A 23,318-nucleotide genomic window follows, 5' to 3' on the forward strand; every position below is an offset into this window, starting at 1 on the left:
TACTTGAATATAAGTATATGCACAGAATGTTTACATTAAGAGTAACCCCGGTAAAACAGACAGATATTCGACAGGCAATGGCCTTATTGATAAAAATGCGCTGCTTTAAAGGCACTACTTCATAATTTAGTGAATAAAAATAAGTTATTTTTCAAACAATTTAACAGGAGTAGATTCTTCGTTATTTGATTGAATACACAAACAAACAGGTTTATACGTGATGCTTGTCACGGGGATTTATTAATTCACTTCACAATTAGTTCGCAAAGTAAAAAAATTGTCCCGTTATAGAATTTCGGAGTGCAAGATGTACATGGCTCAACCGGGCCATATTGATCATATCAAACAGGTCAATGCTGGTCGTGTATATAAACTAATTGACCTAAAAGGTCCTATTTCTCGAATTGATTTGTCCAAGCAGAGTGAGCTTGCTCCTGCTAGTATCACCAAAATCACTCGAGAATTAATTGAAGCGCACTTGATTCATGAAACGACAGTACAAGAAGCGACGAGTCGTGGTCGACCTGCTGTCGGTTTGCAGGTTAATAATGAAGGCTGGCAATTTTTGTCAATGCGTTTGGGGCGAGGTTATTTAACCATTGCTTTGCATGAGTTAGGCGGTGATGTACTAATCGATACTAAAATCGAGATACACGAGCTTGATCAAGACGATGTGCTTGAGCGCCTGCTTTACGAAATTGATGAATTTTTTCAGACTTACGCGGATCAACTTGATCGGGTTACCAGTATTGCCCTTACGCTGCCTGGTCTCGTGAACTCAGAGCAAGGTGTCGTTTTGCAGATGCCTCATTACAATGTCGAAAATCTTGCTCTTGGACCAGAGATATACAAAGCAACAGGCTTGCCAGTTTTCATTGCCAATGACACGCGAGCTTGGGCATTAGCAGAAAAGCTTTTTGGTCATTCTCAAGATAATGACAACTCCGTTCTTATCTCTATCCACCACGGTTTAGGTGCGGGCATCATTCTGGATGGGCGCGTTTTGCAAGGCCGTCACGGTAACATTGGTGAACTCGGGCATATTCAAATTGACCCAAATGGAAAACGTTGTCATTGCGGCAATATTGGCTGTTTGGAAACCGTTGCCAGTTCTCAAGCAATTCGTGAAGAAGTCGTAAGACGAATCGCTGATGGCGAAGACTCTATTCTTGCTAAACAAGAAGAAATGAGTATTGAGAGCATTTGTGAAGCCGCTGCAAACGGTGATCCTTTGGCCGTCGATGTGATTGAAAAACTTGGACGCTACTTAGGCTCTGCAATTGCTATTGTGATCAACTTATTTAACCCTGAGAAAATCTTGATCGGTGGTGTGATTAACCAAGCAAAAGATGTGCTTTATCCTGCGGTTCGTCGCTGTATCGAAGAGCAGAGTTTACCTGTTTATCACCAAGATCTTGAGCTGGTGGAGTCTCGTTTCTATAAGCAAGCCACAATGCCTGGTGCCGCGTTGATTAAGCAAGCGTTGTACGATGGTCAACTATTGATGAAGGTTGTGGAAGGTTAAGTACTTTTTAACATGATGATGTGCCTGGCTGTTGAGACTACATTTGTAGGTGATTTAGGGTGAGACTTAACGGCTCACCCTTTTTGATCGCCTATTACTAGAATGGGAATTTGAGTTATGTTGCATTGCTATATCTGCGCCATTCATGTAATTTCCTAAAAAGCTCAAGTAAATAAACAAAATGGCTTTCAATGTGCTGCGTGACTTTGCGTCTGATGCAAAGAGAAGTAATACGCTAAAACTGTTGTACTTTAAAGCTGTGCTCGAAAAGCCAAATATTTTAAGGTTATTTGGTTATATAACCTTGCTGTGTCTGTACTGATTTCGAGTAAAATAAGAATTATCCATAATTTAGGTAGTAGTATGTCCGGAGTGTTAAATACGGTTGACCAGCGTACAAACTTGGTTGGTGAAAATCGACTAGAGCTTCTGCTGTTCACTTTAAATAGTCGCCAATTATTTGCGATTAATGTGTTCAAAGTGAAAGAGGTCATCAAGCTTCCACCGTTAACCAAGCTCCCTGGATCGCACTACAATATTCGTGGGGTTGCTTCTCTACGAGGTGAAGCGGTACCAGTGATTGATTTACGAGGCGCAATTGGTTTTCCTGCTTTACGTGGTGAAGCGGAAGAAGAAAATTTGATCGTGACAGAGTACAACCGCACGGTGCAGGGCTTCTTAGTCGGTCCGGTTAAAAACATTATTAATACGGCATGGACTGAAATTCAGCCGCCTCCTTCCACGTCTGGTCGCTCGAATTACCTCACGGCTATCACGCAAATCAAAGAGGGGGATGCCTCTCAAATTGTCGAAATTATTGACGTTGAAAAAGTTTTAGCAGAGATCGTACATTACGACGTGACTATCTCGGAGGACATTCTCGATCAAGAATTGGCCCAAGCAATGGTCGGGCGTAATGTTCTGATTGTGGATGATTCCTCTACAGCTCGTAATCAAGTTCGCGATACGCTTTCTCAATTGGGTATGAATATCATCGAGTGCCGTGACGGGCTAGAAGCGTTAACGGTTTTAAAACGTTGGTGTGATGAAGGTAAAGATGTAGAAAAAGAGCTGTTGATGATGATTACGGATGCTGAAATGCCTGAAATGGACGGTTATAAACTGACCCATGAAGTGCGCCAAGATCCACGTATGTCTAAGTTGTTTATCACATTGAACACTTCTCTGAGCGGTAGTTTTAATGAAGCCATGGTACAAAAAGTAGGCTGTGATCGCTTTATATCTAAATTCCAACCGGATCTGCTGGTTGAAGTTGCTCAAGACCGATTACGCCAGATGCTTTCTAAAAGTGCATGATTAGATCTAGTGAAATCAGAGGGAGCGCACCTCTCTCTGATTTTTAACATTTCTCTCCTTAATTCCTCTGTACTAATGGAAATCCCGAGATTTACTTTGTAGATTGTTCAAGTAGTGCGTGCAATCCATCAACTTGCCAGCAATAACGTGTGTGACTTCTCCCTCTTTTTCAAGAATGCCTTTCACCATTAATACTTTAGCGCCTAAATACGCTTGCTTTTGGGCTCGTGCTGTCGCTTGCCAAACGACCACATTAATGTTGCCCGTGTCATCTTCTAACGTAAAAAATGTCACGCCAGCGGCGGTGCCTGGAGATTGTCTTCCTGTTACCACACCTACCACTGTGACCAGTGACTTATGCGGTTTCTCTGTCAGTTGCCTCATGCGGGTAAAGTGAGGGAGTTTGCCCGTTTCTTCTAATAATTTAATTGGATGGCGGCTAAGAGATAGTCCCGTGCTTGCGTAATCCTCAATTAAATTTTCATATTCAGAGGGTTGAGTCTGGTAGCTAACATTGGGTTCTTTGACCTTGTGAAACAATGGTAGGTCAGATAAGGAATCCATTGCTGCCCAGCGAGCGTTATAACGATTTCCCGATAAGGCCTGAAATGCATTGGCTGAAGCCAATAATTCAATGTCACTTCGGCTTCTTAATATCTGCTTTACTTCTTGAATCGATCGGTAACCATTAAGTGGTTTGCGCTCAATAAGCCTTTGTGCGCTTTCTGCGTTAAAGCCTTTCACCAAGCGAAAACCAAGTTGCACGCCGAGCCTGCCATTCGGACGTGAGACGAGATGATGTTGATATTTTGAATGATTGACGCACACCGGCAATACTTCGACGCCATGTCGGCGAGCATCTTGTACTAATTGCGATGGGCTATAAAATCCCATTGGTTGGCTGTTCAATAATGCAGTGTAAAATTCGGCTGGGTAATAATATTTTAACCATGCAGAACAATATGCCAGCACTGCGAAAGACGCTGAATGACTTTCAGGGAAGCCGTACTCACCAAAGCCGCAAATCTGATCGAAAATGCGCTCAGCAAACGCTAAGTCATAACCTCTCTCTTGCATACCATTGATCAGTTTTGGTCTGAATTTAGCGAGATCGCCATTCTTTTTCCATGATGCCATCGCTCGACGGAGTTGATCGGCCTCGCCGCCGCTAAACCCTGCGGCTACCATGGCTAGCTTGATGACTTGCTCTTGGAAAATAGGGACGCCCATAGTCCGCTCCAGAACGCTTTTTACTTCTTCCGATGGATAACTGACAGGCTCTTTGTGATCTCGTCGTTTTAAAAAAGGATGCACCATATCACCCTGAATAGGGCCTGGACGAACAATTGCAATTTGAATCACTAAGTCGTAATAACAAGCAGGCTTTAGGCGAGGAAGCATGCTCATTTGTGCACGAGATTCAATTTGGAATACGCCTATCGTGTCAGCTTTTTGGATCATGCGGTACACGTGTGGATCATCTTGTCGGCGAGTGATCTCGGAAATCGAGAGGGATCGCTGGTGATGTTTCTCGACCAGTTGAAAGCACTTTTTGATGGCGTTTAACATGCCGAGTGCGAGTACATCGACTTTTAGTAGCTTCAAGCTTTCTAAATCGTCTTTATCCCATTGAATGATAGTGCGATCTTCCATCGAGGCATTTTCAACAGGTACCAACTCATATAAAGGGCCAGATGAAATTACAAAGCCACCTACGTGCTGAGATAAATGGCGTGGGAAGCCAATGATCTCGTTGACCAATTGGATAAACTGCTGCCCTTTGAGAGATTCTGGTTGTAAGCCAAGTTCAATAATTTGAGCTTGCCAGCCTTGGCTGCGATCTCGGCGATTAACGTTCTTAATGAAAAAATCTAATTGGGTCTCTTCAATCCCTAGTGCTTTACCGACTTCACGCACGGCACTTTTAAAGCGATAGCTGATCACTGTTGCAGCAAGTGCTGCACGCTCACGACCATATTTTTTGTAAATATACTGGATAACTTCTTCACGGCGCTCGTGTTCAAAGTCCACATCAATATCCGGCGGTTCCTTACGTTCTTTACTGATAAATCGTTCGAATAAGACAGCGATTTGTCGAGGATCGACGGCGGTAATTTCCAGGCAATAACACACTACAGAGTTTGCAGCGGAACCTCGCCCTTGGTAAAGAATACCTTGCTGTTTCGCAAACATTACGATGTCGTGAATAGTAAGGAAGTAGTAGTGGTATTTAAGCTCTTGAATAAGCGCCAGTTCATTCTCGATGGTTTGATTGACTTCTGCTGGCACGCCTTCAGGAAAACGCAGCTTTTTACCACGTTCGACCAACATACGTAAGTAAGAGTCGGGTGTATAACCATCTGGGATCAGCTCGGTAGGATATTCGTATTTTAAATCGGAGAGCTTAAACTCGCATAAATCGGCGATGTAAGTACTTTCTTCCAGCCATTCTGGTTTGTAAATCCGAATCAACTTTTTAAAAGGACGAAGCGCTCGCTCAGTATTCGAAATACGGTCAAAACCGAGTTTATCGACGCTACATCCATGTTTTATAGCAGTAAGTACATGCTGTAATGGCAAGCGTTCAACGTCATGCATGAGAACGCCTCCGCAGGCAGTTATAGGTAATTGAAATTCATGTGCTAACTGCTCGCAGTGCGCAATGTACTCAGTATCGTTGTTACTCAAATGGCGCTGAATCGCTACCCACAAACGATTAGCGTGGTGTTGATTGAGCCAGCGCCCCCAATAGTGATCACTCTCTTGATGTGTGGGCAGCCACAATACCAAACAATGTCGAACCGACATCAAATCCCATTCGAACAGTTGATAGTTGCCTTTTTCACTGCGTCTCCTTGCGTTTGTGATGATACGACACAACTCGGCATAAGCCTTGCGACAAGGGCAAAGCAGTACGATTTGGCATTCATCATTTAACCAAAACATACTTCCAACGATTTGTTTGATATCGAGTTTATGTTGTTCGATGGTCGCATGGGCTTTGACAACGCCCGCGACTGAACATTCATCCGTTATAGCTAGAGCTTGATAGCGATAGAAAGCAGCTTGGAGTACCAGCTCTTCTGCATGAGAAGCCCCAGTCAAAAAAGAGAAGTTAGACTGACAAAATAGTTCCGCGTAACTCATAATGACCCAACAAAAATAACTGTCGATTTAACAAAAATAGCCATGAAGAAACCAGTGCTTGTGCTGATCGCGAAATATCCATAACCAGCGGCCTTGCTTGGTGTGTGCAATGTAGTAATCACGCATGATCTCATCACCATCCCACCACCCAGAAACTATTCGCTCAGGTCCGTGGACCAAAGAAACTTGCTCTTGCAATACAATGGGAGTCGGTAATTGCATTGCGGGGCGTAGTATGGATGGTATGGCGTGCCCCTTTTCATCCGGAGCATCAGCAGGGCGATACTGACTGGCCTTTTCTGGTCTAGGATCGCAAGCAATATTGGGTTTTAAAACGGCACTTTTTCCCAATTTAGCTTGCAGTAAAGAAAGCAACTCTAAAGCATTCATGTTTCCTTTCTGCCCAGCAAAGAGATCGCGTGATGCACTAAGAGGCTCACCTTGACGGATGACTTTTAACGTTAGCCCTGTGACTGGGCCATTAAGCGAGAGTGACTCTAAGCTCAAACTCGCTAACTGTTGCCAACGCTGACATAGGTAATCACCTTGCGCAGAAGTGAGTTGAAGGTGTTGCTCTTGTTTCTCACGCTGGTGGAGTGTTAAACACAGTTCAAAAGCGACCTTATCTCTTAATTTAAGAAAGATTTCGAGTTGACGAAGTAATTTGGCCAACGGCTTTTCAATCCACTGAACGTTTTCGATCTCAAACAACAGCTCTAAATAAACTTGGAAGGATTCGGTAGGGTGATAAAAGTCGACAGGGTGTTTAAACTGCCCAGTCAGTCGACCAACGTAGTTCACCAAATCGATATCAAAGCGTCGTGCGATGTCTTGCAATGGCAGTTCAAGCAGGTTTTGCAATGTGGTGACACCTACACGTTGTAACTTCTCTACGGTAGTGTTTGATAAATCTGTCAGTGTTAACGGTATTGGTGATAAGGCTTTTTGTATGGCAGATTTGTCTTCGCTGATGACGTTCGCTCCTGATAATGCCATCAATTTGGCAGCAAAAGGCGAAAAACCACATCCGAATTGAAAACTCAGTTTCAGCTCCGATAAGTGAGCTCTGACTTTATTCCAATAGTTTTCAAGCCCTTCATACAGAGCGAGCATTGGAGTAGCACGCAGCAAAATACCTTGGTTTGGCATCAACACAACGTCAGATGTGATCAAATACAGCCATTGAGCAATTTCTTGTAACTTGCTCAATTCGGTGTGCGGATGATAAGGATGCACTTGTAAATCTCGACACAAGGACGCAGCACTGCCTAGGCCCATACCAGGCTTAATGCCTTGTTGTTCGGCAATCTCGTTGTATTGAAGAATCTGGCAACGTTGGCTTTCGACAATCACCACGGGTTGTTCTTGGTTATCACCAAAGAGTGCGTCTAGCTGCAGGCGAGGGAAGTGCAAGTAAATCCACAGAGCCATATCACTAACCTTGGTTCGCCAGTGGGAAATTGACCACAGTCGAGTGCACAGTTTCAGATGATGGTTTCACCAGTTGCGGGTAATGGTGTTGGAAGCCGATACTAACGCTACCTCTATTCCAGCCTCCTTTCCTTTTCAGCACTTCAACATTAATCCCTTGCTCGTCGCCTTTCAGTTTTAAACTGAGTGACACAGGCAAAGACAAGCGGTTGATAGTATCTGTTTTAAGCATAAAGAGAGGGCAACTCCCTTGTTCACTTGCTACCTGTAAGCGTTTCACTTGATGTATTTCAAGCTCTTCTTGCCATAACAAAACATTACTGCATACCCCACTTTTCAGACATTGCTCTGCAGCCCAAAGAGCATCTTTGGGGTGAGTTGGAGTAACAACCCACACTTGGTTTATATCCAACCCGATGTAGTGTAAAAACAGAGAATTCACTAGCGCAGGTGGTTGAATAAATGCGGTCATACCATTGGTCTGAGTGGCTTTTAAATAGGGAGCGAGCAAACGCAATTCACCAATACTACCAATAGATTCCATCTCCACTACGCCATGAGGTGGAAAGCCTCCGCCGAGCAAATCATCTAATTCAGAAAAACCGGAACTAGTCTGCAGCTGCTGAGGATCTGCTTTCGTTAAATTTGCTTGCCAAACAAGGTGTTGGCTTTTTAAGTTCTGAATAATATCTTGCATAATAAATACCTGTATATATGTACAGTATATTTCTGTGGGAGAAAGTCGCAAGATTTTTATGAAGAGAGAAATGAAAAAAGGCAGCGTTTGCTGCCTTTTCAATCGATTATGTGAGGTAACCTGAATGAGTTATTTACGCTTCGGTTGAGCGTCGATGCACTGACCGTTCACATCGGTAACCGCAGGATCCATTAAGTGCAAATATAGCGGCATGATATCCAGTGGCGTTTTGAGAGTATTCGCATCTTCACCCGGATATGCTTTTTCACGCATGCGAGTACGAGTGGCACCAGGGTTAATTGCGTTAACGCGAATCGGTGTATCACTCAGCTCGTCAGCTAAAACTTGCATCATGCCTTCTACGGCAAACTTAGAGATAGCGTATGGCCCCCAGAATGCGCGGCCAGAGTGGCCGACGGTTGAAGAGGTAAAGATAATACGCCCAGCTTCTGATTTACGCATCACAGGCAGTAATGCTTGAGTCATTAGCACTTCGGCTTTCACGTTGATCTGCATGATATCGTCGAAGTCTTCCTCTTTGATTTGATCAAATGGACACAGCGAACTCAAGACACCTGCGTTGTGTAATAGACCATCCAAGCGACCAAACTGTCCTTCGATTGTCTCTGCCATATCAATGTAATTCTGCTGAGTTGCACCCTTGAGATCCAATGGAATGATAGCAGCTTGTGGATAGCCAGCAGCTTCAATCTCATCATAGATAGATTCAAGGTTTTGCACATTTCTACCCAAGAGAATAACAGTTGCACCGTGCTCGGCATAAGAAAGCGCGGCTTGACGGCCGATGCCATTACCAGCGCCAGTAACAAGAATGACTTTACCTTTTAGAGCATCAGCTGAAACGGAGTAGTTCACGGCGATAAATCCTTATTATTTTAAGAGGGTCCATGATAGTTAATTGACGCTAAAAAACGCCTGTTTCTCAATGGAAAATCTTGGTAATCGTGACAAGATGGTTACAATACACCAATTCATGTGTTATACCAATTCCAGAACTTTCGTTAGGTATGCTATCAATCAGAACAAGTGGTTACAAACCGCGCTGCCTTCTCGCTGATGTTTCTGCGTAACATACTAACGTCATCTGAAATGAGATAAAGGAGCTCTCGTTGGAATTTTTATTAGATTATGGTCTGTTTCTGGCCAAAATTATCACGGTGGTTGCTGCGATAATTGTTCTGCTCATTATTGCAAAATCGGCTGGTGGCAAATCGGGTGCGGCGAAAGGGGAGTTAGAGATTACCAACCTTTCAGAGCAACACAAACAATCTGTTGAGCAGTTAGAGCATCATTTGCATGACGATGCTTTCATCAAGGCTCGAGATAAAGCCGTCAAGAAAGAAGAAAAAGAGAAGAACAAATCTCGCGAGAAAGAAATCAAACAAGCGAGCAAAGACGGTTCATTAGATAGCAAGCGTGAACCACACCTATTTGTTCTTGATTTCAACGGTAGCATAGACGCAAAAGAAGTCGCGTCTCTACGTGAAGAAATCACCGCTATTTTGGCTGTCGCACGTGAAGGTGATGAAGTGTTACTTCGCTTAGAGTCTGGCGGTGGTATGGTTCATGGTTACGGCCTTGCCTCTTCTCAACTGGACCGAATCAAAGCTGCGGGTCTTCCTCTGACCATCTCTGTTGACAAAGTTGCGGCAAGTGGCGGTTACATGATGGCATGTGTAGCAGATAAAATTGTTTCTGCACCATTTGCAATTGTGGGTTCTATTGGCGTTATCGCACAAATTCCTAACTTCAACAAACTGTTGAAGAAACATGACATTGAGTACGAACAACTAACAGCGGGTGAATATAAACGCACGCTAACGATGTTCGGTGAGAATACCGATAAAGCGCGCGATAAGTTTAAGCAAGAACTTGAAGAAACACATGTCTTGTTTAAAGACTTCATTCGTGAGCGTCGCCCTAGTTTGGACCTAGACAAAGTAGCCACTGGTGAGCACTGGTTCGGTACACAAGCGAAAGAGCTTGGTTTGGTGGATGACATTAGTACATCTGATGATATCGTTGTTGCGGCATGCAAAGATAAAACTGTACTTTCTGTGCATTATGTACAAAAGAAAAAACTGGCCGACAAGCTAGCAGGTGTGGCGGGTAAAGTCGCTGATAGTGTGATTTTAAAGTTAGCTGAGCGTGGTCAAAAGCCGATTGTTTAATCGAGCTTAAGTTCATGACATTTAAAACGGCGAGGGCAGAAGCTCTCGCCGTTTTTGTTGAACTTTATGTTTATTGATGAATCCAATTACGCATTAGGTGTAATGCTTTACACGACATTTTTCCTCGCTCCAAAGACTGATTACCCGTATAATGTGCGCCTCGAAAACCGAGCAAATTGCTGAAAAGAAACTATTGGTGGAGAAGAACATGTCCTCTCAAACTCCGGTTGTAACCGTAGATGGACCTAGTGGTGCAGGTAAAGGCACTTTATGTATGTTGCTGGCGAAAAAGTTGGGTTTCCAACTCTTAGATTCTGGCGCAATTTATCGTGTACTTGCACTCGCTGCGATTCACCACGGTGTCGACACCGAGTCAGAAGATGCTCTTGTCCCACTAGCAACACACCTAGACGTTCAATTTATCGCGGAAGGTGACTTAGTTAAGGTCATTCTAGAAGGCGAAGACGTGTCAGGGGAGCTTCGTAAAGAAGAAACGGGTATGGCAGCATCTAAAGTTGCGGCTTTGCCACGTGTTCGTGAAGCATTACTACGTCGTCAGCGTGCATTTGAGACCGCTCCGGGTCTGGTTGCTGATGGTCGTGATATGGGCACAATTGTATTCCCGAGTGCGCAAGCAAAAATCTTCCTTGATGCGAGTGCTGAAGAGCGTGCAAATCGACGCCTTAAACAGTTGCAAGAGAAAGGGTTAGATGTTAGATTTGCTGACCTTTTAAGCGAGATCCAAGAGCGTGACGACCGAGATCGTAACCGCCCAGTGGCGCCATTACGCCCTGCTGAGGATGCGCTTGTGCTAGATTCTACGTCGATGAGTATCGACGAAGTAGTAGAAAAGGCACTACAATATATCGAATCGAAGCTAGCTGAGTAATAATACTCGACTAGGCTAAGAGCGTTGGTCGCAAGGATGATGACTGGCGAATTTAATAACCCCATGCGGTAGGATACCCGTGGAAGTTTAATTTATTGAAGATTAATTAAATGACTGAATCTTTTGCTCAACTCTTTGAAGAGTTTCTAAACGAAACAGAATTCCAACAAGGCAGCATCGTTAAAGGTACTGTAGTAGCTATCGAGAACGGTTTCGTTCTTGTTGACGCTGGTCTTAAGTCTGAATCTGCTATCCCTGCTGAACAGTTCAAGAACGCTGCTGGCGAACTTGAAGTAGAAGTTGGCGCTGAAGTAGACGTAGCTCTAGACGCTGTTGAAGATGGTTTCGGTGAAACTCAACTTTCTCGTGAGAAAGCTAAGCGTCACGAAGCTTGGATCGTACTTGAGAAAGCTTACGAAGAAGCTGAAACTGTTGTTGGTATCATCAACGGTAAAGTTAAAGGCGGTTTCACTGTTGAACTAAACGGTATCCGTGCTTTCCTTCCTGGCTCTCTAGTAGACGTACGTCCAATCCGCGACACTGCTCACCTAGAAAACAAAGAGCTAGAGTTCAAAGTTATCAAACTTGACCAAAAACGTAACAACGTAGTTGTTTCACGTCGTGCAGTTATCGAATCAGAGAACAGCGTTGAGCGTGACGAGCTTCTAGAAACTCTACAAGAAGGTTCTGAAGTTAAAGGTATCGTTAAGAACCTTACTGACTACGGTGCGTTCGTTGACCTAGGTGGCGTTGACGGTCTTCTACATATCACTGATATGGCTTGGAAGCGCGTTAAGCACCCATCTGAAATCGTTAACGTTGGTGACGAGATCCAAGTTAAAGTTCTTAAGTTCGACCGTGAGCGTACTCGCGTATCACTAGGTCTTAAGCAACTAGGCGAAGATCCATGGGTAGCAATCGCTAAGCGTTACCCAGAAGGTCACAAACTAACTGGTCGCGTAACTAACCTAACTGACTACGGCTGCTTCGTTGAAATCGAAGAAGGCGTTGAAGGTCTAGTTCACGTTTCAGAAATGGATTGGACTAACAAGAACATCCACCCTTCTAAAGTTGTTAATGTTGGCGACGAAGTTGAGGTTATGGTTCTTGAAATCGACGAAGAACGTCGTCGTATCTCTCTAGGTCTGAAACAGTGTAAAGCTAACCCATGGCAGTCATTCGCTGAAGCACAAGCTAAAGGCGACAAAGTTACTGGTAAGATCAAGTCTATCACTGACTTCGGTATCTTCATCGGTCTAGAAGGCGGCATCGACGGTCTAGTTCACCTATCTGACATTTCTTGGAATGTTGCTGGCGAAGAAGCTGTACGTGAGTACAAGAAAGGCGACGAGATCTCTGCAGTTGTTCTAGCAGTAGACGCTGAGCGTGAGCGCATCTCTCTAGGCATCAAGCAAATGGAAAATGACCCATTCAATGCTTACGTTGCTGACAACAAGAAAGGTGTTCTAGTTAACGCTACTGTAACTGCTGTTGACGCTAAAGGCGCTACTGTTGAAATCGCAGAAGGCGTTGAAGGTTACATCCGTGCTTCTGAAGTATCACGCGATCGCGTAGAAGATGCTTCTCTAATCCTAAGCGCTGGTGATGTTGTTGAAGCGAAGTTCACAGGTGTAGACCGTAAGAACCGCGTAATCAACCTATCTATCAAAGCTAAAGACGAAGCTGACGAGCAAGAAGCAATGGCATCTATCAACAAGCAAGATGACAATGCATTCGGTAACGCAATGGCTGACGCTTTCAAAGCTGCTAAAGGCGAATAATATACTCGCTTAAGCAAAAAAGGAGCCGCAAGGCTCCTTTTTTATATTTGGTCATATTTAAGTAGTAATACTAATGACAGTAAACTATCTTAATAAAAGGCATTTCTTCATTGCGCATTTTGCATAAAATTTGTCTAGAATTGTCAGCAAGTGTTTGTTGGAATTAGTATTACTTACTATAATAAGTGATAAAGATACTCAAAGAGGGCAACTATGACTAAGTCTGAACTGATTGAAAGACTCTGCGCTGAGCAAACACACTTATCAGCGAAAGAGGTAGAGGATGCTGTAAAAGATATTTTAGAGCACATGGCCTCTACACTAGAGAGCGGTGACCGTATCGAGATCCGTGGCTTTGGTAGTTTTTCTCTTCATTACCGCGAGCCTCGCGTAGGTCGTAACCCTAAAACGGGCGATAAAGTGGAATTGGAAGGTAAATACGTTCCACATTTCAAACCTGGTAAAGAACTTCGTGAGCGTGTAAATATTGGTTAATGCACTCTTATTAGTTTGAAAAAAGCGGCATACGTTTGTGTATGCCGCTTTTTTGTAATGTATCCAAGTTAGTCATACATCCAAGATCGTTTACTAATCTAATTGTGGATTCAGCCGTTTTCCTTGCTGCTTTCTATACCCAAATAACTTTAACTTCTAAGCATGTCTACAAACTAAGCATCTTGAGGTTACTTGGGTATAGATTATTGCTAATATACGTAGTCTGAAGAAGCATTTTCCTGCATAATCTTACCGACTTACTCCTAGAAGGGTGATGTAACATGAAAATTATAAAAATCGTTGCTGTTTTAGCTCTCTTTTTAATTGCATTGGCGTTAGGTTCCCAAAACCAAGAGCTCGTGACTTTTAACTATCTTCTAGCAAAAGGAGAGTTCCACTTATCTACGCTATTAGGTGTAGTATTTGTGGTTGGCTTTGCTTTAGCGTGGGTTATCTTTGGTAGCATCCAACTGAAAACTCAGCTACAGGTCCGTCGTTTAAAGAAAAAACTGAAAAAGTACGAACCAACTGAATCAAACAACGCTGCTGATAAGCCAGCCATTGAAAAACAGGCATAAGGATAAGGCTTAACTTTAATGCTTGAACTACTCTTCTTGTTGTTGCCTATAGCTGCTGCGTATGGCTGGTATATGGGGCATCGCAGCGCTCAGCAAGACAAGCAGAAGCAATCTCATCAAATCTCTCGTCAGTATATGACGGGTCTTAATCTGCTGCTCTCTGACCAATCAGATAAGGCTGTCGATCACTTTATTGAATTGCTCCAAGTTGATAACGAGACCATCGATACTCACCTTGCGTTGGGTAACCTGTTCCGGTCTCGTGGTGAAGTCGACCGCGCAATCAGAATTCACCAAAATCTTATTTCTCGTTCAGGCTTAACACTGGACCAAAAGAACCTCGCCCTTCAACAGTTAGCGAAAGACTACATGGTCTCTGGTTTTCTTGATCGTGCAGAGAAAATCTTTGAACAGTTAGTCGAAGAGCCAGATTACAAAGAGGCGGCTCTTCAACAATTAGTGACCATTTATCAGCAAACACGAGAATGGGAAAAGGCGATTTATTACGCGAACCAATTGGCTAAGTTAGGTAATAAACGCTCAAGGATGCGTGCAAATATTGCCCATTTTTGGTGTGAAATAGCCATGCTCGACCAAGCTGATGGGAATACTAATAAGGCAATACAGCATTTTAAAAAAGCGTTAGCGGAAGACCCGAAGTGTGTTCGAGCAAGTATTGCTTTGGGACGAATTTACCTAGAGTCTGAAGACTATAAGCACACCATCAAATATCTGACGGGGGTACTTGAGCAAGATAAAGACTTTATCAGTGATGTCTTGCCAACTATTGCAGAATGCTATCATCATCTGGGTCAGGAAGATGAACTTGTCGAGTTTCTGAGAGCTTGTATTGATAAGAAAGCAGGCGTATCAGCCGAGTTGATGTTGGCTCAATTAGTTGCTCATCACGAGAACGTTGGGGCTGCTCAAGAGTTACTGACGAAACAATTGCTGAAAAACCCAACCATGAAGGGCTTCTACCGTTTAATTGACTACCACATTGCAGAAGCAGAAGATGGTCGAGCGAAAGACAGCCTATCAACACTACAAGCGATGGTGGGTGAACAGTTAAAAGTGAAACCGCATTACCGATGCCGGAAGTGTGGATTTTCTACCCATTCCCTTTATTGGCATTGTCCGTCCTGTAAAGGATGGGGGACGATCAAGCCAATCCGCGGATTGGATGGTGAATAATTCTTAATGCAGCTGGCAGAGTTTCTGTCCGCTGCATTTTTTTAACTTTTTATTTAATAAGAACCAAAACAGTTAGGAGATGAAATGATCGACCAAAAAGTTATTGTCGCACTGGATTATGATAACCAAGCAGATGCACTTGCGTTTGTAGATAGAATTGATCCTGCGTCATGCCGACTAAAAGTTGGCAAGGAGATGTTTACGCTATTTGGTCCTGATTTTGTACGTGAACTCCATAAACGTGGTTTCTCGGTATTCCTAGATTTAAAATTTCACGATATTCCAAACACCTGTTCGAAAGCAGTTCGCGCTGCGGCTGAAATGGGTGTATGGATGGTGAACGTACACGCGAGCGGTGGTGAGCGTATGATGACGGCATCACGTGAAATTCTTGAGCCATATGGTAAAGATCGTCCACTTCTTATCGGTGTAACGGTACTAACCAGTATGGAACAAAGTGATTTAGCTGGTATTGGTTTGAATGTTGCGCCTCAGGAGCAAGTGATTCGTCTAGCAACCTTGACCAAAAACGCGGGCTTAGATGGTGTCGTATGTTCAGCGCAAGAGTCCTCACTACTGAAGAGCGAACTAGGCCAAGAATTTAAATTAGTGACCCCTGGTATTCGACCTGCTGGTTCAGAACAAGGTGACCAACGCCGTATCATGACGCCAGTAGACGCTATCCAATCAGGTTCAGATTATCTTGTGATTGGTCGCCCTATCACTAAAGCGTCAAATCCTGCAGAAGTGCTGAAGTCGATCAATGAGAGCTTATCTAAAATGTAAGCACTGTCTCGATTGTATGGAGAAAAGTGAGGCTAAGATGCCTCACTTTTTATATCGAGTGAAAATACTGATCGCGGTAAACAGCCATTCCTTTTAACCAGCTATGTCTGATCATTTACTCGCTGTAACTGGTATATCGGGGCCAATTGAGATAAAGGTTCTGCGGTTTATTCTGAGTAAAGTAGGGCTTGGTACTATGCTGATCACACTTTTGTAACATAACTCACTGTGATGCCTCGAAAATGCAATCATGTGTTATTGATGGCTTGCGTTACAAATATCTAAAGAATACTATGGCGAAGATGCATTCACTGCGTTGTAAGGTCTAGGATGACCTAGTGAAACTCTTTGAAATTAATATAGAAGCTGGCAGGACGTCACTTCATATTACGTTCCTATTATTTCCTATCTGCGTATTTTAAATCGCAGCTTTCTGTGAGCTTTCACACGCTGTCTTCCTTGTTACGACCTTAGTGCGCAAACACAACAAGGAAGAAACATGACTAAAAAACTGCCATTTTCAGTACTAGCAACACTGACCGCTGCCAGTTTTCAACTGAGTGCGGCAGAATTGCCAGCTGATATCGAATGGATTTCAAACAACAACGAACCTCTATTTGCCTCTGAAGAGGCGGTACGAGGTGGCACCTATCGCACTTACATTCAGAGCTTTCCGCAAACATTACGAAGTGTTGGTCCAGATGCGAACTCAGGTTTGCGCCAATACTTAATGGATGGTTCACCAAAACTGGCTCAGCGTCATCCAAATACTGGCAAATGGATCCCTCAACTTGCTAAGTCATGGGCATTTGGAGAGGACAACAAAACCGTATTCTTTAAACTCGACGAAACGGCCGAGTGGTCAGATGGTGAAAAAATTACAGCAGATGATTACGTCTTTATGATGAAGTACTACACGTCAAAAGACATTATCGACCCGTGGTATAACGACTTCTTCACAAACAGTATTGTGAGTGTTGAAAAAATTGATGACTACACGATCAAAGTCAATCTTGCTGTAGCTCAAAGTCATGACTCACTTATGGTTATGATTAACATGCCAAGTAATGGTTTTCAGCCTCGTCCTGAACACTTCTTTGAAGGAGAAAAGGACGCAAATAACGATGGCATGCCTGATAACTTCGTCAGAAAGTTTAACTTTAAATCTGAGCCAACCGCAGCGCCTTACTACATTGATCAAGTGAAGAAAGGTAAGAGCGTGACATTCAAACATGTCGGTGAAGATTGGTGGGGATACAACAACCGCTACTATAAAAACCGTTATAACGTTGAAAAGGTTCGCATTAAGGTAATTCGCGATCCTGATATTGCCATGAAGCACTTTGAGAAAGGCAACTTAGACTACTTTGAGATGGTGCTACCAAGCTTTTGGCATGACAAAACCAATAGTGATGTGTACAAAAAAGGCTATATCCAAAAGTACTGGGGCTTTAACGAAGCACCGCAAGGAGCTGGTGGTCTTTGGATGAACACAGCGATGCCGATGTTGGATAACCTAGAAGTGCGTAAAGGTGTTATGGCAGCCACTGACTATGACGGCATGATTGAAAACATCATGCGTGGAGATTATTCACGTAAACCGCATGGACTCGGCTTTGGTCATGGCGAATACGATGATCCTAACAATACACCGCCAAAGTTTGATGCTGATGCGGCGGTTAAACACTTCGAAAAAGCGGGCTTTGACAAAGTGGGCGCAGATGGTATTCGTGTTAACGACAAGGGCCAACGCTTGAGCTTTGCTATCACCTATGGATACAACTCTTGGACACCGCGTATTGCATACCTGAAAGAGCAAGCGAAACTTGCTGGTCTTGAGTTCACGTTAAATTTGGTGGATGGCTCATCTGCGTTTAAATACATTCTTGAGAAAAAGCATCAGCTAGCGTTTTTGAATATGGGCTCTGGTGAGATCCCTGCGTATTGGGAATACCTACACTCGGATAATGCAAATCGACCACAAACGAATGCTCACACCAACTACAGCAGCCCTGAGCTAGACAAGTTAATTGAAGCGTATGATTCTGAGTTTGATCAGGAGAAGCGTTACGACTTGTCGCATCAAATCCAAAACTATGTCAGCAAAGCGAACATCATCGTTCCTGGCTACATGGTGCCTTATTCTCGAGTTGCTCATTGGCGCTGGGTTAAAATTCCTAAAAACGGCATGACAAAAGCGACAGAATGGGTGCTTCATCCAATGGATATCGGTAATTTCTGGATTGATAACCAAGTAAAAGAAGAGACAGAAGAAGCGATGGACGAGGGTAAAACCTTCCCAGAATTAACGGTAATTGATGATCGTTACAAATTGTAAATCAGTAGTTTAGATAGAAAATGATAGCCCCGGTAATGAATTTTATCGGGGCTTTCTTTTTTACTTAATAAGGTAAGACGCTTCTAAAAGGTAGGTTTTTGCATCACCAAGCAAAGAGAACGCTTTATCGATGGTTTTAAATCGATCATCAAGCGAGTCGCTTGATATCAGCTGGCTGAATGTTTGCAACGAGAAAGCTTCGTTTGCTTTGAAGAACTGATGTACGTTTTCAAGCTGCACTTTATGAATATGCTCCACCTTATTTAGGGCGGTGGTTAAATCGGAAATGTTAATCGACATTGCTATTCGGGAACCTTATCAACAAGACCTATATGAGGTCATAGAGTGGGGTTTTATATTTTGTGACAGAGAGTAGCACCGAAGAGCAATTTGTAGTCTGATGAAGATCAATTTGCCTTATTTAAGCATCTGTAACGTGGCACTAGACGTGTACCTAGAGTTGGTACAAGTTACAACGCTTGAATATAGGCTAGGGTTCAACCTAATCAAAAGTAAAAGCCAAGTCCGACTAAAAGCCCTTGAGAAGCCGTATCATATTCAAATACCTCTTCATTTTTGTAATCGACCCAGGTCGACTTGTAAGCTAAGTTGAGATCAGACCATTCGTTAAAGCTATAACGAACACCAGTTTGAATGGCATAAGTGAAGTGAGTATCGTTGCCAAGTCCGGCGTCGATGCTGGCATGAAATCGCCAGTTTTCGCTCAATTCATCAATGAGTCGCAAGCCAACTAAAAAATCGACCCAATCTTCTTGTAATGACAGTCTATCTTCTAGTACCCGGTTGTCATTACGATACAGCTTGCCGGTGATGTCATTGTCCCACCAACGTAATCCAAACATATAATCCAGTTTACCAAATGAATATTGTTCGCGTTGGAATGCCTTTGCTTCTAGAACACCTTGCCGTATTTCGATGTCCGCACGATAACGAGCGTTAGGCAGAGCGCCCTTGATATTATTAACATCACCACTTAAGTTCATGAAACTATAATCTATGTAGTAGCCCCACTTACTTTGGTAAATACTCTCGAATCGCAACATCGCCCCAATATCGAGGTGGTCTACGATGAACTTAGGATCGACATCCACCTCTGATGAAAAGCGACCAATACTGGTATCCCCGTGGATATTCAGTCCTAGCATGTACACTTCTATGCTATTTCGCCAACGAGATTCTTGTGTCTCGGCTGAGAGCGCTACTGATGTAGGTAATACAAGAATGAGTGAGGAGAGTGATAGCAGGTTACATGGTTTCATCCAATTTCCTTTTCGGCTTTTCGTCAGCTTTCAGCTTAGTAGAAGTCGCTACACTCTGCATAAAAAAGGGAAGCAACTTGCTTCCCTGTAATTAACATTGACTTAGAGTTGTTTGGCAATGTCTGAGGTTAGGCTTTCTAAGCCTATGGATAAAGCGTTGACGAGCGCTTCATAGCCCTCATCTTGAAGCGGCTGTGAGATTTGTACTGGCGCGCTGTTTTCTACCTTACCTTCGGCATTAATGAGTAACCATTCCCCCTCAATTTCGATATTACCTTTGTAGCTGCCATTAAATTTATTTAACGTAAGCTGGAGTTTGGCTTCACCGCTTTGATCCAACAGATTATTCATTTCAGTCGGCCAGTAATGACTTTGCTTGTGACGTAGTTCCGCGACGACTCTCTGAGTGATTTGCTCAGAAATACTGTGCGCCCATTGATTGTGCTTCGCCTGAATAACTTGGGTCTCAGAGGTTCGATAAACAATGCCATTATCATTCAAATAACTCGCCAATGTCACTGGACGAACAACTAAAGTTGGGCGCTGAGCGATATCAGAAGAGCTCAGCGTCACTGGTTCCGCCTTAGGTAGAAGGTACATAGCTCCTTTAGTTTGCGGAGCGCTACTGCAACCCGTTAGACCGACAAATAGCGCGATAGACAGAAAGAATACTCGTTTCATTAGTTTTTGCCTTTAACTGGTATTGGGTCACTGATTTCATCTTCTCCAAACACGAGAGAGTTTGGCTTTTCGTTTAGCTGTTTAAGTACGGGTTTAAACTCTGTCATCACGCTTTCTAATTCTTTTAGCGTGGCTTCCATTTCGCTGTACATGGTTGAGTTGGGCCCATAACCATCGAGTGTTTTTTGTAATTGCTGTAAGCTTTGGCGAATATCTGTTGGGATCTCTTGCGTCTCTTTTTGATTCAAAAGTTTATCAATACTGTCCGCCACGCGTTCTGCTGAAGCTAACGTTTTTTCGGACGTTTTTAACGTTGAATTGAGAGAGTCTAGTGTTTCTTCCATTGGTAAGTTATTAATCTTATTTAGGAAGTCGTTCACTTGGCGCTGAACCTGCGCAAAACCACCACGCATGGTTGGGAAAACATCTAAATCAGCAAACTTACTCGGTACGTAAGGCTCGTCGTTTGGATAGAAGTCGGCGTCAACATACAGTGCGCCTGTTAATAAGTTACCTGTTTTTAAAGTACCACGTAGGCCTTTAGCAAACTCACTCTTCAATTTATCTTTTAACATTGGTAAAGATTGGGATTGGAAATCGCCATAAACACGGCCGAGCTCGATACGTACCAATACAGGGATTTTTTTCGCAGAAAAGTTCTCTTCTGGGGTTGGAAGTCGCATTGGTACACGCATCACAGTACCAATTCTCAAGCCTCGATATTCGACAGGTGCCTTACGTTTAAGTCCTCGTACCGATTCATCAAAAAGCATAACGAATTCAATATAATCATCGTACATGCCTTCTCGAAGTTGTTTAATATCATCGTACAAGCGGAAGTTGACCATATTTTCAGTGAGCTGTTCACCGGATTCAAGACCTGGAACGGTATCGAAGGTAACACCACCCGTTAGCATGCTCTCTAATGAGCCAAACTTGACTTCGAACCCTTCAGCGTTGAGCTGTAAATCTACGCCAGAATTCAGCCAGAACTTGGTACGAGTGCGCACTAAGCTGTCATAAGGCTTGAAAATAAAGAGTTGGTATAACGCTTTGCGAGTGTCAACATCAAAGCTGGTTTTCTCTACACGACCAACCGTAAAGCCTTTATAAATAACGGGGTCACCAACGCCTAGCTTACCAGCCTCGCGGTGTGTTAACACAAGGCGTAACCCCTCTGCATCAGGAGAGGCCACTGGGGGAACATCTAAGACCGTAAAGCGCTCTTTCTCTATCTTAGATTTACCCGGTTGAAGTTGGATGTAAGCGCCAGAGAGCAAGGTCTCTAAACCTGAAACGCCATCACGGCCAATACGAGGCTTCACCACCCAAAACATGGTGTCATCTCGCAGCATGCGTTCTGCATCCTTGTTCATTTGTGCCTTAGCGATGATGTGATCGTAATTTTCACTGAGAGTGACTTCAGTAATCAGTCCGACTTTTACATTCAATGCTCGGATTTCGGTTTTGCCAACCTCAATCCCATCTGCGGTTGGCAGTTGGAGAGTAATTTGTGGGCCTGTACTGTTGATATATTGGAACAGCATCCACGCTCCCATGGCTAGCGCAAGGATCGGGACAATCCATATCGCAGAAATCTGCTTTTGCGGTTTTATTTGAGCGGTTACGTTGTTCTCATCACTCATATTTGGCTTTCTCGTTTAAGTTGTCAGAAATCGGCTCCTGCACTTCGTTTTGTGGCAATTGCCACAACAAACGTGAGTCAAATATCATTGCAGAAAGCATAGTAAAAATGACCACTGCCGCGAAAGAGAGCGCAGCAGGACCTGGATAAATCGCCATTAAGTTTTGCAGTTGAACCAGTGCAACTAAGATCGCGACGACGAAGATATCGATCATGGACCAACGGCCAATAAACTCAGTTATACGGTAGATCTTTAAGCGTGAAATACTCTCTTCGTGCGGAAGATATCGCGCTTTTTGCGCATTGTAATACAGCCACGCGAGTGCCAGCATTTTCGCCATTGGAATAAATACGCTAGCAAAGAAAATTACCATCGCAATAGGGTAAGAACCTAAATGCCAAAGCAATATTACCCCCTCCATGATAGTTGAACCTTCTGCATGTCCAAGACTTACGGTGTACATCATAGGGTAGAGGTTTGCAGGGATATAGAAAATGACTGAAGCAAACAAAAGCGCCCAAGCTTTTTGTAAGTTGTCTGCGGGGTTGTATTTGTGAATAGGGCTTTTACAACGAATGCAGTGTTGGTGTTTTTTAGCTTCAATAGGGTTGAGCTGGTGACACGTATGACAACCAATATGGTTGTGGTTATGGTGCGTATCACCCTCTTTTACATTAGATAGCTCGATAGCTGGAATAAAGTGCCCCCAGAGCCAGCTTTTGTCGACCATTGATATGCATTTGACTACCAGAACGGTATATACACAAAACGCCCAGAATGAAGTGCCCATTCCTATGTCTGCGAGGGAAGCGATTTTAATTAAGCTGACCAACACGCCAATCAAAAAGACATCCACCATTAACCAGGGTTCGACTCGAAACAGAAGACGGCATAAAACTTTTGCCATTCGTTGCTGCTTTTTAGAGGGGGGATGTTTACGTGCTTTTAATGCTTCAAGGTGAAGAAAGAGAATGAGGCCAACATAGATTGCAGGTAAAACGATAACTGTTGCGAGTAACAGCACACCCAAAAGCACATTTTGAAACTCAGCCAGCATTTTTGCAGCGTGCAACAAGGTGATTTCTTGCGACAACCCTTGCACGCTGAACGACATAAAAGGGAAAGAAATGCTTAACACCAACATGATCAAACATGCCGATGATATGGCGATCACGCTTTGGTAAGGCTTGGCATTCACTTTAGTCAGCGAATGCGAACATCGAGGACATTGTGCTTTTTGCCCCTGTTCGATATCGGGAATGCGAACAACAAGGCCGCACTCTTCGCATGAAATTAACTGACGGGAATTAGGTTGAATACTCATCGGGTAGGTTTTAGATT

At 43.5% G+C, this 23,318-nt stretch carries 19 protein-coding genes; 10 read left to right on the plus strand and 9 right to left on the minus strand.

Annotation, left to right across the window (positions count from 1 at the left end; all coding sequences use genetic code 11):
- Window positions 1–307: 307 nt before the first annotated feature.
- Both mlc and J4N40_RS05480 read left to right on the plus strand, forming a co-directional pair.
- Entirely contained in the window at window positions 308–1,525 is a 1,218-nt protein-coding gene (gene mlc / locus J4N40_RS05475; RefSeq protein WP_005385828.1) for a sugar metabolism global transcriptional regulator Mlc, read from the plus strand.
- 363 nt (window positions 1,526–1,888) lie between these two features.
- Entirely contained in the window at window positions 1,889–2,842 is a 954-nt protein-coding gene (locus J4N40_RS05480) for a chemotaxis protein CheV (protein ID WP_005372976.1), read from the plus strand.
- A 72-nt stretch (window positions 2,843–2,914) separates the two neighbouring features.
- On the opposite strand, the gene J4N40_RS05485 is transcribed toward J4N40_RS05480, so the two are convergent.
- From J4N40_RS05485 to J4N40_RS05500, 4 genes are all read right to left on the minus strand, one after another.
- Window positions 2,915–5,989 (minus strand): error-prone DNA polymerase, encoded by a 3,075-nt coding sequence (locus tag J4N40_RS05485; protein ID WP_250654405.1) that lies wholly within the window; start codon window positions 5,987–5,989, stop codon window positions 2,915–2,917.
- A 27-nt stretch (window positions 5,990–6,016) separates the two neighbouring features.
- Complete coding sequence (locus J4N40_RS05490) at window positions 6,017–7,420, minus strand: Y-family DNA polymerase (RefSeq protein ID WP_250654406.1); 1,404 nt, start codon at window positions 7,418–7,420, stop codon at window positions 6,017–6,019.
- A 4-nt stretch (window positions 7,421–7,424) separates the two neighbouring features.
- Entirely contained in the window at window positions 7,425–8,117 is a 693-nt protein-coding gene (imuA, locus tag J4N40_RS05495) for a translesion DNA synthesis-associated protein ImuA (RefSeq protein ID WP_186584799.1), read from the minus strand.
- 129 nt (window positions 8,118–8,246) lie between these two features.
- Window positions 8,247–8,993: a YciK family oxidoreductase gene (locus J4N40_RS05500; RefSeq protein ID WP_005372980.1), complete on the minus strand. Its 747-nt coding sequence runs from the start codon at window positions 8,991–8,993 to the stop codon at window positions 8,247–8,249.
- 254 nt (window positions 8,994–9,247) lie between these two features.
- Between J4N40_RS05500 and sohB the strand changes: the two genes are divergently transcribed.
- From sohB to J4N40_RS05540, 8 genes are all read left to right on the plus strand, one after another.
- The gene (gene sohB, locus J4N40_RS05505) at window positions 9,248–10,309 is read left to right on the plus strand and encodes a protease SohB (RefSeq protein WP_005385819.1); all 1,062 of its coding nucleotides are present in this window, start codon (window positions 9,248–9,250) and stop codon (window positions 10,307–10,309) included.
- Between the two features lie 208 nt (window positions 10,310–10,517).
- The gene (gene cmk / locus J4N40_RS05510) at window positions 10,518–11,198 is read left to right on the plus strand and encodes a (d)CMP kinase (RefSeq protein WP_053306696.1); all 681 of its coding nucleotides are present in this window, start codon (window positions 10,518–10,520) and stop codon (window positions 11,196–11,198) included.
- Window positions 11,199–11,308: 110 nt separating this feature from the next.
- Entirely contained in the window at window positions 11,309–12,979 is a 1,671-nt protein-coding gene (gene rpsA, locus J4N40_RS05515) for a 30S ribosomal protein S1 (protein ID WP_005385817.1), read from the plus strand.
- Window positions 12,980–13,192: 213 nt separating this feature from the next.
- On the plus strand, window positions 13,193–13,474 hold the full coding sequence (gene ihfB, locus J4N40_RS05520) for an integration host factor subunit beta (RefSeq protein WP_005385816.1): 282 nt from the start codon (window positions 13,193–13,195) through the stop codon (window positions 13,472–13,474).
- A 281-nt stretch (window positions 13,475–13,755) separates the two neighbouring features.
- Window positions 13,756–14,052 (plus strand): LapA family protein, encoded by a 297-nt coding sequence (locus J4N40_RS05525; RefSeq protein WP_005376663.1) that lies wholly within the window; start codon window positions 13,756–13,758, stop codon window positions 14,050–14,052.
- Between the two features lie 18 nt (window positions 14,053–14,070).
- The gene (lapB, locus tag J4N40_RS05530) at window positions 14,071–15,246 is read left to right on the plus strand and encodes a lipopolysaccharide assembly protein LapB (protein ID WP_005376665.1); all 1,176 of its coding nucleotides are present in this window, start codon (window positions 14,071–14,073) and stop codon (window positions 15,244–15,246) included.
- An 84-nt stretch (window positions 15,247–15,330) separates the two neighbouring features.
- Window positions 15,331–16,032: an orotidine-5'-phosphate decarboxylase gene (pyrF, locus tag J4N40_RS05535; protein ID WP_042523084.1), complete on the plus strand. Its 702-nt coding sequence runs from the start codon at window positions 15,331–15,333 to the stop codon at window positions 16,030–16,032.
- Window positions 16,033–16,531: 499 nt separating this feature from the next.
- Window positions 16,532–18,370 (plus strand): extracellular solute-binding protein, encoded by a 1,839-nt coding sequence (locus tag J4N40_RS05540; protein WP_017633867.1) that lies wholly within the window; start codon window positions 16,532–16,534, stop codon window positions 18,368–18,370.
- A 60-nt stretch (window positions 18,371–18,430) separates the two neighbouring features.
- On the opposite strand, the gene J4N40_RS05545 is transcribed toward J4N40_RS05540, so the two are convergent.
- The 5 genes from J4N40_RS05545 to J4N40_RS05565 all read right to left on the minus strand — a co-directional run bounded on the left by J4N40_RS05545 (window position 18,431) and on the right by J4N40_RS05565 (window position 23,301).
- Window positions 18,431–18,670 carry a hypothetical protein gene (locus tag J4N40_RS05545; RefSeq protein ID WP_005376679.1) on the minus strand — a complete coding sequence of 80 codons (240 nt, stop codon included), beginning with the start codon at window positions 18,668–18,670 and terminating at the stop codon, window positions 18,431–18,433.
- A gap of 206 nt (window positions 18,671–18,876) precedes the next feature.
- Window positions 18,877–19,650, minus strand: coding sequence for a hypothetical protein (locus J4N40_RS05550; RefSeq protein ID WP_031778929.1), 774 nt, complete (start codon window positions 19,648–19,650; stop codon window positions 18,877–18,879).
- A 102-nt stretch (window positions 19,651–19,752) separates the two neighbouring features.
- Window positions 19,753–20,331 (minus strand): PqiC family protein, encoded by a 579-nt coding sequence (locus tag J4N40_RS05555; RefSeq protein ID WP_115386188.1) that lies wholly within the window; start codon window positions 20,329–20,331, stop codon window positions 19,753–19,755.
- Window positions 20,331–21,977: an intermembrane transport protein PqiB gene (gene pqiB, locus J4N40_RS05560; RefSeq protein WP_017821656.1), complete on the minus strand. Its 1,647-nt coding sequence runs from the start codon at window positions 21,975–21,977 to the stop codon at window positions 20,331–20,333. Before pqiB ends, J4N40_RS05555 begins: the two co-directional genes overlap by 1 nt.
- Window positions 21,970–23,301, minus strand: coding sequence for a paraquat-inducible protein A (locus tag J4N40_RS05565; protein WP_171345885.1), 1,332 nt, complete (start codon window positions 23,299–23,301; stop codon window positions 21,970–21,972). Before J4N40_RS05565 ends, pqiB begins: the two co-directional genes overlap by 8 nt.
- Window positions 23,302–23,318 lie beyond the last annotated feature (17 nt).

Origin of the sequence: Vibrio sp. SCSIO 43097 (assembly GCF_023650755.1) — a bacterium.
GTDB classification, from domain to species: Bacteria; Pseudomonadota; Gammaproteobacteria; order Enterobacterales; family Vibrionaceae; genus Vibrio; species Vibrio alginolyticus.